Source organism: uncultured Psychroserpens sp. (genome assembly GCF_947492715.1).
Classification (GTDB): Bacteria; Bacteroidota; Bacteroidia; order Flavobacteriales; family Flavobacteriaceae; genus Psychroserpens.
In genome coordinates, this window is the sequence record NZ_CANLNS010000002.1 from 244074 (window position 1) to 254957 (window position 10884).

13 protein-coding genes are annotated in these 10884 nt (G+C 33.1%); 7 read left to right on the top strand and 6 right to left on the bottom strand.

Annotation, left to right across the window (positions count from 1 at the left end; all coding sequences use genetic code 11):
- Positions 1-41: 41 nt before the first annotated feature.
- The 4 genes from lpxA to Q0787_RS07955 are packed head-to-tail and all read right to left on the bottom strand — an operon-like array spanning position 42 to position 4502.
- Positions 42-827: an acyl-ACP--UDP-N-acetylglucosamine O-acyltransferase gene (gene lpxA, locus Q0787_RS07940; protein WP_298901857.1), complete on the bottom strand. Its 786-nt coding sequence runs from the start codon at positions 825-827 to the stop codon at positions 42-44.
- Between the two features lies 1 nt (position 828).
- On the bottom strand, positions 829-2235 hold the full coding sequence (locus Q0787_RS07945; protein WP_298901858.1) for a bifunctional UDP-3-O-[3-hydroxymyristoyl] N-acetylglucosamine deacetylase/3-hydroxyacyl-ACP dehydratase: 1407 nt from the start codon (positions 2233-2235) through the stop codon (positions 829-831).
- Complete coding sequence (gene lpxD / locus Q0787_RS07950; RefSeq protein WP_298901860.1) at positions 2222-3250, bottom strand: UDP-3-O-(3-hydroxymyristoyl)glucosamine N-acyltransferase; 1029 nt, start codon at positions 3248-3250, stop codon at positions 2222-2224. The genes Q0787_RS07945 and lpxD overlap by 14 nt, the downstream gene beginning before the upstream one ends.
- 31 nt (positions 3251-3281) lie before the next feature.
- Positions 3282-4502, bottom strand: a complete 1221-nt coding sequence (locus Q0787_RS07955) for an HD domain-containing protein (RefSeq protein WP_298901861.1) — start codon at positions 4500-4502, stop codon at positions 3282-3284.
- Positions 4503-4537: 35 nt separating this feature from the next.
- Here Q0787_RS07955 and Q0787_RS07960 point away from each other — a divergent pair, with 35 nt between their 5' ends.
- The 5 genes from Q0787_RS07960 (at position 4538) to Q0787_RS07980 (ending at position 7991) form a co-directional block, all read left to right on the top strand.
- On the top strand, positions 4538-6091 hold the full coding sequence (locus Q0787_RS07960) for a bifunctional response regulator/alkaline phosphatase family protein (protein WP_298901863.1): 1554 nt from the start codon (positions 4538-4540) through the stop codon (positions 6089-6091).
- Between the two features lie 116 nt (positions 6092-6207).
- Entirely contained in the window at positions 6208-6645 is a 438-nt protein-coding gene (gene tsaE / locus Q0787_RS07965; RefSeq protein ID WP_298901864.1) for a tRNA (adenosine(37)-N6)-threonylcarbamoyltransferase complex ATPase subunit type 1 TsaE, read from the top strand.
- Between the two features lie 185 nt (positions 6646-6830).
- Positions 6831-6974, top strand: coding sequence for a hypothetical protein (locus Q0787_RS07970; RefSeq protein WP_298901866.1), 144 nt, complete (start codon positions 6831-6833; stop codon positions 6972-6974).
- Positions 6937-7473, top strand: a complete 537-nt coding sequence (locus tag Q0787_RS07975; protein WP_298901867.1) for a hypothetical protein — start codon at positions 6937-6939, stop codon at positions 7471-7473. The genes Q0787_RS07970 and Q0787_RS07975 overlap by 38 nt, the downstream gene beginning before the upstream one ends.
- Before the next feature lie 206 nt (positions 7474-7679).
- Positions 7680-7991, top strand: a complete 312-nt coding sequence (locus tag Q0787_RS07980) for a hypothetical protein (RefSeq protein WP_366915882.1) — start codon at positions 7680-7682, stop codon at positions 7989-7991.
- A gap of 6 nt (positions 7992-7997) precedes the next feature.
- On the opposite strand, the gene Q0787_RS07985 is transcribed toward Q0787_RS07980, so the two are convergent.
- Positions 7998-8597 carry a hypothetical protein gene (locus Q0787_RS07985; RefSeq protein WP_298901869.1) on the bottom strand — a complete coding sequence of 200 codons (600 nt, stop codon included), beginning with the start codon at positions 8595-8597 and terminating at the stop codon, positions 7998-8000.
- A gap of 4 nt (positions 8598-8601) precedes the next feature.
- Positions 8602-9189, bottom strand: coding sequence for a hypothetical protein (locus tag Q0787_RS07990; RefSeq protein WP_298901871.1), 588 nt, complete (start codon positions 9187-9189; stop codon positions 8602-8604).
- Between the two features lie 87 nt (positions 9190-9276).
- Here Q0787_RS07990 and Q0787_RS07995 point away from each other — a divergent pair, with 87 nt between their 5' ends.
- The gene (locus Q0787_RS07995; RefSeq protein ID WP_298901873.1) at positions 9277-10476 is read left to right on the top strand and encodes an alanine dehydrogenase; all 1200 of its coding nucleotides are present in this window, start codon (positions 9277-9279) and stop codon (positions 10474-10476) included.
- 18 nt (positions 10477-10494) lie between these two features.
- Positions 10495-10869, top strand: a complete 375-nt coding sequence (locus Q0787_RS08000) for a hypothetical protein (protein ID WP_298901874.1) — start codon at positions 10495-10497, stop codon at positions 10867-10869.
- Positions 10870-10884: the final 15 nt, after the last annotated feature.

Genomic DNA, 10884 nt, shown 5'->3' on the forward strand with positions numbered 1-10884 from the left:
TATTTACTTTAAAACTTATCGTTTAGTTTTCAAAGCCTATCTTAATTTGATTTAAAATAGCCCTTCATGATTCCACGATGAGAATTCTTTATAAATTGTAGAATTTCATCTCTTTCAGGTGTTGCTTGCATTTCGGCTTCAATTAAGTCTGAGGCCTGAGAATTATTGTAGTTTTTTTGATATAAGATGCGGTAAATATCTTGAATTTCTCTAATTTTTTCAGTAGAAAATCCACGTCGTCTTAAACCAACAGAATTAATACCAACATATGATAAAGGTTCTCTAGCCGCTTTTACAAAAGGAGGTACATCTTTTCTTACTAACGAACCTCCAGTTACAAATGCATGATTTCCTATGGAACAAAATTGGTGTACTGCAGTCATTCCTGCTAACACCACAAAATCACCTACAGTAATATGACCAGCAAGTGTACTATTATTAGAAAATATGCAATTATTTCCAACAACACAATCGTGTGCAACATGGCAATAAGCCATAATAAGGCAATTATTCCCTATGACCGTTTTCATTCTGTCTGTTGTTCCTCTGTTGATTGTAACGCACTCTCTTATTGTAACATTATCTCCAATAATGGTAAGTGTATCTTCATCATTATATTTTAAATCTTGTGGCACTGCAGAAATCACAGATCCTGGGAATATATTGCAATTTTTACCGATGCGTGCACCTTCCATAATGGTTACATTACTTCCTATCCATGTTCCCTCACCAATGGTAACGTTACTATAAATAGTTGTAAACGGTTCGATAACTACATTCTTGGCGATTTTTGCTCCAGGATGTACGTATGCTAAAGGTTGGTTCATTTTATTTTACTTTTGAAATTTGTGCCATCAACTCTGCTTCGGCGCACAGTTTTCCATTGGCATAAGCGTACCCTTGCATATGGCATATACCACGGCGAATAGGAGTAATTAAATCACACTTAAAGATTAAAGTATCGCCAGGAACGACTTTTTGTTTGAATTTTACCTTATCTATTTTCATAAAGAATGTTAGGTAATTTTCAGGATCTGGAACTGTACTTAACACTAAGATCCCTCCTGTCTGAGCCATTGCTTCAACGATTAAAACACCAGGCATTACTGGAGCTCCAGGGAAGTGTCCTTTAAAGAACTCTTCATTCATTGTTACATTTTTTACTCCAATCACATGAGAATCTGATAACTCAAATACCTTATCTAGTAGTAAAAACGGCTGCCTATGAGGTAACATATCCATGATTTGGTTGACATTCATAAGAGGCTCCTGATTCAAATCTATTTGAGGCACATTATTACGACGCTCGTTTTTAATCACCTTAGATAATTTCTTTGCGAACTGTGTATTAATGAAATGCCCTGGTTTATTAGCGATAACTTTTCCTCGTATTCTTGTACCTACAAGTGCGAGATCACCAACAACATCAAGAAGTTTATGTCTAGCCGCTTCATTTGGATGATGAAGTGTTAAATTATCTAAGATTCCATTAGGTTTTATTGAAAGCGAATCTTTATTAAATGCTATCTTAAGTTTTTCTGTTGTTTCGGCTGATAATTCCTTATCCACATAAACGATTGCATTATTAAGATCACCTCCTTTTATGAGTCCGTGTTCCAATAATGTTTCTAGTTCATGTAAAAAACTAAAAGTTCTAGAGTCTGAAATATCATTTTTAAAATCAGTGATATGATTCAGCGTTGCATTTTGAGTCCCTAAAACTTTCGTGCCAAAATCGACCATTGTAGTCACTTGATATTCTTTGGCAGGCATTACAATAACTTCACTACCTGATTCTTCATCAGAATAAGAAATCACATCAGAGACCACATACTCTTCTCTAAAATCATCCTGTTCAACAATGCCTGATTTTTCTAGGGCTTCAACGAAGAATTTTGAAGACCCATCCATAATTGGAGGCTCCGATGCATTAAGTTCAATAATTGCATTATCAATATCCAAACCTACTAAAGCGGCAAGAACATGTTCTGAAGTTTGGATTGTTACTCCATTCTTTTCCAGACATGTTCCACGTTGTGTATTAGTAACGTAATTGGCGTCAGCCTCAATAATTGGTGAACCTTCTAAATCGACTCTCTTAAATGAGAACCCGTTATTTACTGGAGCAGGGCAAAACGTTAATGTTACGTCTTTTCCTGTATGCAGACCAACACCAGTTAAAGAAATTTCTTTCCCTATTGTTTTCTGTTTAACGTCTGTTTTAATTATTGCCATTTACTTTTTTTTCTAAATCGTTTATCATTTTAACAATCTTTGGTAAATTTTTAAAATACACATAGGATTTGTTCCAATCGCCATAAGTAAAGGATGGGGAACCTTGAAGCACCTCATTATCTTTTACGTGTCTCCCAATTCCAGATTGTGCCTGTACTCTTACATTATTACCAATAGTAATATGTCCTGCAATACCAACTTGTCCACCTATCTGGCAGTTCTCCCCTATTTTAGAAGATCCCGCGATTCCGGTTTGCGCTGCGATTACTGTATTTCTTCCAATTTCTACATTATGAGCAATTTGAATTTGATTATCCAGTTTTACGCCTCGGCGTATTATCGTAGATCCTAAAGTTGCTCTATCAATTGTGGTAGCTGCACCAACATCGACATGATCTTCAATAATCACATTTCCTGTTTGTGGCACTTTACTATACTCTCCATTTTCATCTGGAACAAAACCAAAACCATCAGCTCCAATAATAACACCTGCATTAATCACACACTGGTTACCAATTATTGATTCTGAATATATTTTAGCTCCCGAAAAAACAATAGTATTATTTCCAATGCTAACATTATCACCTATATAAGTGTTTGGAAAAATTTTCACGTTTTGCCCAATACTTACATTATCTCCAATGTAACTAAATGCCCCAACGTAAATATCATCACCTAGCGAAGCAGATTCTGAAATAAATGTTGGTTGTTCAATACCATGTTTATTGAGTTTTACCTGATTATAATATTCTAAAAGTTTTGAAAAAGACTTGTAGGCATCGTCAACCTTTATAAGCGTTGTTGTAATTTCATTTTCTGGTTCAAACGTTTTATTTACAATTGTAATAGACGCTTTAGTAGAATATATATACGACTTATACTTTGGGTTTGCCAAAAAGGTCAAAGAGCCTTCTGTACCTTCTTCAATTTTTGAAAGTTTAGAAACCTCTACCTCAGGATCTCCTACGATATCGCCTTCTAAAATTCCAGCTATTTGTTGTGCTGTAAAGTTCATTCTCGCAAAAATATGAAAAATGTCTTAAAGTTTATTTAGGATAACAGATATAATATTTAGTTACAGGTTTTGACAGTGCTTTTATACTAAATTGATCTGAAGCTTTTGTGATATCTACAACTTTACCTGTTTTCTGTAAAATCTTTATATTTTGATTTTTAGATTGATAAGCCTGATTTGATATTTCATTAATAAACACGAAGTACTCGGCATCTTTTTCTGAAATATTATACGTCTCAACAAGTTTATTAATGTGCTTACTAAGCGTTGAAGGTTTTATTGGTTTATTTTTTAATTTTATTTTCAATAAATCCCTATTAATAATCATGTCACAAAGATTTTTTAAAATAAAATCATCATGATATTGCCACTGCTTCATAGCCCAAACGATATCAGAATCATCCAATCGCGAAAACGTATCTAAAGTATCGTCATTAAAATTGTCGGCTGTTATTTCATTATTAAGAAAATAAGACAAGGCCTCACTAGCTTTAAGTTGCACTCCAGAATTACTAAGTTCTTTTGCACGTTTTAAAACACGTACCAAGAGCTGTTCGGCTACTAAACCTGTTTTGTGCAAATACACCTGCCAATACATAAATCGTCTTGCAACTAAAAATTTCTCTACACTATATATTCCTTTTTCTTCTACTACCAATCTATCATCAACAACATTGAGCATCGTTATGAGGCGCTCACTATTTACGTTACCTTCTGCAACACCTGTGTAAAAACTATCACGTTTTAAATAATCGGCACGATCCATATCAAACTGACTAGAAATGAGCTCGCATAAAAATGGGCGTTCATACTTTCCTTCAAAAATTTGGATCGCTAGCGTTAAACTTCCGTTAAATTCTTCGTTGAGTTTTTCCATGAAACGTTTAGAAATGTCCTCATGAGAAATGCCATTTACGATACTATGTTCCATGGCATGGGAAAACGGACCATGACCAATATCATGCAATAATATAGCTACATAAAGTGCTTTTTCTTCTTCTTTGGAAATGCCAACCCCTTTAAAACGAAGGACATTAACCGCTTTTTGCATTAAATACATACATCCCATAGCATGATGAAAACGAGTATGATGAGCTCCTGGATAAACAAGATAAGATAAACCCATTTGAGAAATTCGTCTTAGTCTTTGGAAGTATCGATGTTCGATTAAATCAAAAATTAGCGAGTTAGGAATCGTAATAAATCCGTAAATTGGGTCGTTAAAGATTTTAAGTTTGTTGTTTGTCTTCAAACTATGACTTTTACATTAATATTAAACAAATATACATGAACACTATAAATATTCTTTGGGTAGATGATGAAATCGACCTTTTAAAACCTCATATCATTTTTTTAGAACAAAAACAATATAAGGTTACTACTTGTCAGAGCGGCACTGAAGCTATCGAAATTATTGACGATACAAACTTTGATATTGTATTTCTTGATGAGAACATGCCTGGCCTAACAGGTCTTGAAACCCTTCATGAAATTAAGGAAAGACGCGCTAATCTTCCTGTAGTCATGATCACTAAAAGTGAGGAAGAATATATCATGGAAGAAGCTATTGGAAATAAAATAGCCGATTATTTAATTAAACCTGTTAATCCGAATCAGATTTTACTCAGTTTAAAAAAGAACTTAGATCATTCTAGGCTCATTTCAGAAAAGACAACCTCCAATTACCAACAAGAGTTTAGAAAGATTGCTATGGATCTATCTATGGTAAACACTTTCGAAGAATGGAGTGACCTATATCAGAAACTAATTTATTGGGAATTACAACTTGAAGATATAGAAGACATTGGCATGACCGAAATATTAGAGTCTCAAAAAAACGAGGCCAATGTACAATTTGGAAAATTTATTGATAAAAATTATCCGTCTTGGTTTGACCACAATGCTGATGCGCCTACACTTTCTCATGATTTATTTAAAGAGAAGGTCGTACCAGAGTTAAGTAAAAATCAGCCAACACTTTTAATTGTGATTGACAATTTGCGTTATGACCAATGGAAAGCATTTGAACCTATTGTAAATAATTATTACAAAAAAGATTCTGAGACTCCTTTTTATAGTATTCTACCTACTGCAACTCAATATGCAAGAAACGCTATCTTTTCGGGTTTAATGCCAGCCGATATGGAAAAGTTACATCCAAAACTTTGGAAGAATGATATTGATGAAGGTGGAAAGAATATGCATGAAGCCGAATTTTTAGAAGGACAATTAAAGCGATTAGGCTTACAACATCTAAAAACAGAATATCATAAAATCACGAATTTGAGATCAGGTAAAAAGCTGGTAGAGAATTTTAAAACTTTAAAGGATAACGACTTATCAGTTATCGTTTATAATTTTGTAGATATGTTATCACATTCAAAAACGGAAATGGATGTGGTAAAAGAACTGGCCTCAAACGACAAAGCCTATCGTTCATTGACTGTGAGTTGGTTTAAAAACTCACCACTATTAGAAATGATTCAGCAGGCGCAAAACTTAGGCTTCAAGCTCATTTTAACAACAGATCACGGAACGATTAATGTAAAAAACCCATCAAAAGTTATTGGAGATCGTGATACGAGTTTAAACTTGCGCTATAAAACAGGGCGCAGTCTCACTTATGAAGAACGTGAAGTTTTAGTGGCAAAAGACCCAAAGTCTATTCACTTACCGGCAATAACAATGAGTAGCTCCTTTATTTTTGCTAAGGGCGACTACTTTTTGGCCTACCCAAATAACTACAATCATTACGTAAGTTATTATAGAAATACGTATCAACATGGAGGTGTGTCATTAGAAGAAATGATTATTCCGTTTGTGGTGATGAATCCGAAATAGCAATCTATGTAATGCAAATAAATCCGATGAAATACACTTTTTCCTAGTTTTTCTCATAAATATTCCTTATTATTGCTCCTCAAATTAGGCTATAAACTTTTTTGACACCCTAAATCATGTCAAAGTTATTGGAAATAACATATCAAATTGAAGACATTTCGTCGGTAGCAAAGCAAATCTTAGACTATGCAAGCTCTAGGACTCTACTTTTCTATGGAGACATGGGCGTTGGTAAAACTACGCTTATTAAAGCGCTTGTAAATGCTTTGGGTAGTCTTGATGAAGTTAGCAGCCCTACATTTTCTATAGTAAATGAATATGTAACAGATGAGACTTCTATTTATCATTTTGATTTGTATCGAATAGCCAATGAAGAAGAAGCTTTAAATTTTGGTTTTGAGGACTATTTATACACTTCCAATTGGGTGTTAATTGAGTGGCCTGAAAATGCTAAAAATTTGCTGCCAGAAGATGTAAATAGTATTAAAATCACACATAAAGATAATACCTCAAGATCCCTCAAATTGAGCCAAAACCTAATATTAACCCAGTAAAAAGCTATGGAGCACGTCAAAATTTAGAAAATAAATTTACAACCTAACACCGCGTCTTTATTGATAATTACGGAAAAACCGTAAGCAAAAAGGAGATTAACAGCTGTTTTTAACAGTGGTTTTAACTGTTTAAAGTATAAGCGCAACTTATATTTGAACAATTAATTAATTTAATCCCTTATATTATGAAGACTAAAAAGTACGTACTAGCAATCGCGATTTTCGGTGGTATGTTGTTCACAGCTCAAGCAACTGATTTAATCAACTTAGATGGACAAGTTAAAACTGAAATTGAAAAAGGAAAGCGAAAGCTCATCAAAAACGTTTAAAAAAAACAAGGTAGGTAGTCGTGCTGTAGTTGGAAGTATACTAGGTACAATTATAGCTTCTACTCCTTTATTATTTTCCTTACATGAAGGTGTTCCTGCTGAAAAAGTATGGAACACTTTTTTATTTACCTATGACAGTCTTCTTTGGGAGGATGCTCAATACGCAATGTGGGTTTTAACTGGTAAGTTTATTCCGTTAATACTATTGCTTATTTGGTTTTTCACTAATAGAAACTGGTGGTACCATGCGCTTCTCGTGCCAATTGTAATGTATATTTTCCAAATTATAGGTACCATTAATGGAGATACAACTCATGTTGATGAATTTCAATTAATTTATATGCTACCAATTATGGCAATTGTTGTTCCTTCTATCTATTTAATAAGAGCAAAAATGTTTAATAGACTAAACGAAGTTGATAAGACAACGCAAGAATTGGAAGACGAGTTTATGATGAAACCTAAAGGGCTTTGGGGAAAAGTTAAGCAATATTTCTAAAAATATTATACTTTAACAAAAGGTTCAGTTAATTTAAATAGCTGAGTTTTTTGTTTACAACTTAGTATAGAAAAAAATCTACCCCTGTATATTGTTTATGCAAAAACAACTACATTTGTTATAAATGAAAACTATATACTCTTAATCCCTTTTAAATCATGAGTAAGACTATACACCGTATTATGAAAGTTGTCTCGACTTTAAACATGAGTGCCCGACAATTTGATCTTTCCATAGGCACTGGCAATGGCTATATACTGCGTATGCAAAAAAATAACGCCTCGGTAGGTAGTGATGTGATTGAACGCATTGTGAAAGAATACCCTCAAGTGAATCTCGTCTGGTTAATTACTGGTAAAGGTGATATGTTCATTGAACAGCAGTCAAAACCCAAAGTAAGAAGCAAACAAGAGATTGAAAATTACATTGATTCAAAACTAAAAGCACAGTGGTCTGATGAAAAAAAGGCACTTTTAGACGAAATTTTATTGGAAATAGAGAAAGTTAAAGGGCAGTAATAATTTTCAGATTGATAACTGATCTCTTAGTAGGATTAACTCAGTAAGATATTTCTTTTTTTCTAGTTTATCTTTTCGTTTTTCTAGTGCCAATAAATTCGTTTTTACCAATTTATATTTTTTGGCATCAAATTTTGACAGCTTAATTAGCTCTTCATTGATATCTCTATTTACATTAAGAGTATTATAACGTCGATAAAATTTTAACTTTCTTGATAAAAACATTAACATACATATAAAAAATAGTGAATAGATAAGACTTTTTAAATAAATAGGTGAATAAGTATTCCCAAATTCAACTCCTGTAAATGTGTTATTAATTTTATGCACTTCCACAGACAGAGGAATAAACAGAATTACTCGCCACCAATACTTACAAGTTAGAAACCAAATTGATAGAATTAAAAGTGTTAAAAATTTAACTGCTAAAAGCCAAACATAGTAATCAACTTCTTCATACATACCTGAATCTATTTCAAACCACCATATTTTCCATATTTTCGTATCTCTTGGAGCTAGATTATATAAATAAAAAAGAAAAGGTAAAAGAATAATTATTAGCATTATAACTATATCTTTTTTTAGATATTTTTTTGGTTTTAACATATAATCACTCCTTATTTTCATAAAATTTATCTCTGATTAATATTAATTCCTTAATATAATCGATTTTATTACTTTTAGACGAGTTTGTTTTGAACTTGTTATACTCTTTGTTTAAGTCATTCAATTCTTTATTTTTATCTTGGTAAAGTTCAAAAAACACTTCATCAATGTTCTTATCAATTCGATTTCGTACTTTTTTGGCTAAATTAAATTCATTCACTTTATATGACAAATAAAGTAACAGTAAGATTACAGGAATTGTAATAGGTAGACTTGTATAAAATTCTATTTCATCAATATATTTTTGATTTGGATTGAAAACACTAATCAGTTTCAATAATTCGATAGAAAGAATAATCAATATTGAAGATTTCCACCAATGCTTAGATGTAAAAAACCAAATCAAGCAAAAAATTATAATTAAAACTTTCATTTTTGAATAATAAACCAAAACTAGAATGTCATAAAAAGGTGTCTCTTCCAAATTCACTTTAAAAAAAATACGATCAATATAATACCCAAACGTTGCGCTCAATATAAACACAATAATTAAGACATCTTTGATTTTAATATTTATAAATTTGAATTTCATATAGAAAATTATCTACAACGAATATAAAACTTATTTTGTAAAAAACGGATTTTTATTTGTAATTTGAATCACCAATTAATTAACTCGATGAGCAAATCATTATCTCCTTTTACCAAAGCCCAATTGTTACCCCAAGAAGAAACGCTTGAAGTCTATAAAAAGAAAGGCGACCTGTTTATTGGAATCCCAAAAGAAACTCACTTTCAAGAAAAACGCGTATGTTTAACTCCAGATGCCGTTTCCGCGCTTGTTTCTAATGGACATCGCGTAATGATAGAATCCGGAGCTGGTGAAGGAGCCAATTTTAAAGACAAAACCTATAGCGATGCAGGAGCTGAAGTTACTAACGATACCGCAAAGGTATTCTCCTGCCCTATTTTACTTAAAGTTGAACCACCTTCTTTGGATGAAATAAAACTTATAAATCCGCAAACAATTCTAATTTCAGCCCTGCAATTAAAAACGCAAAGCAAGAAATATTTCGAGGCTCTAGCCGCCAAACGTATTACGGCTTTGGCTTTCGAATTTATAAAAGATGATGATGGTGCGTATCCTGCCGTACGTTCACTTAGTGAAATTGCTGGAACTGCTTCTATTCTTATCGCTTCTGAACTTTTATCAAATGTAAATGGTGGTAACGGACTCATGTTTGGAAACATCAGCGGAGTGCCTCCTACAGAGGTCGTTATTATTGGTGCTGGAACAGTTGGAGAATTTGCTGCGCGCTCTGCAATTGGACTCGGAGCGAACGTTAAAATATTCGATAATTCCATTACAAAATTACGTTGCGTACAGTCCAATTTAGGACGTACACTATATACCTCAACAATACAACCAAAAAACCTGGTTAAAGCACTTAAACGATGTGATATTGCAATTGGTGCTGTAAGAGGAAAGAACAGATCTCCAATCGTCGTAACTGAGGCCATGGTGAATACGATGAAAACAGGTTCTGTCGTTATTGATGTTAGTATCGATATGGGAGGATGCTTCGAAACAAGCGAAGTCACTAATCATGATAAACCAACCTTTGAGCATAATGGTGTTATTCATTATTGTGTGCCAAATATTCCTGCTCGATATTCTCGTTCTGCCTCAGTATCAATTAGTAACATCTTTACGCCTTATCTTTTGAAAATTGCTGAAGATGGTGGTATCGAAAATGCCATCCGTTTTGATCGTGGATTGAAAAATGGGTTGTATTTTTACCACGGAATTTTAACAAACAAATCTGTTGCCGATTGGTTTGACCTAGATTGCAGCGATGTTAACTTGTTAATTTTCTAGAAACACAATACACTAATTATGAAATTAATTCATCGAATAGGTTACTATTTGGGAGGCTTCTCAATAGGCCTTATTTTATTAGCATTCTTTTTAAGCGGAAAAAAAACATCCTGTGCTTACGGACCAAATGCACGAACTATAAAAAGTATCAGTACAAAAAAACAACGCTTCTATTCTGATGCCGTTGAAAGCGCCATGAAAACTCATAATTTAGATACACTTGCTATTACAAATCTCATAAAAACAGGTGATGTAAATTTTTCTGAAAGCGATACAAAATCTGAAGGCTGCAAAACGTATCTTATAGAAAACGAACTTAATGATAAAGCGGTTGAATTAACAGTGAAAAATTGTGATTCTACGGCCACAATCCAATCACTGATCATCAAATAAAAGCCACTACCAGTA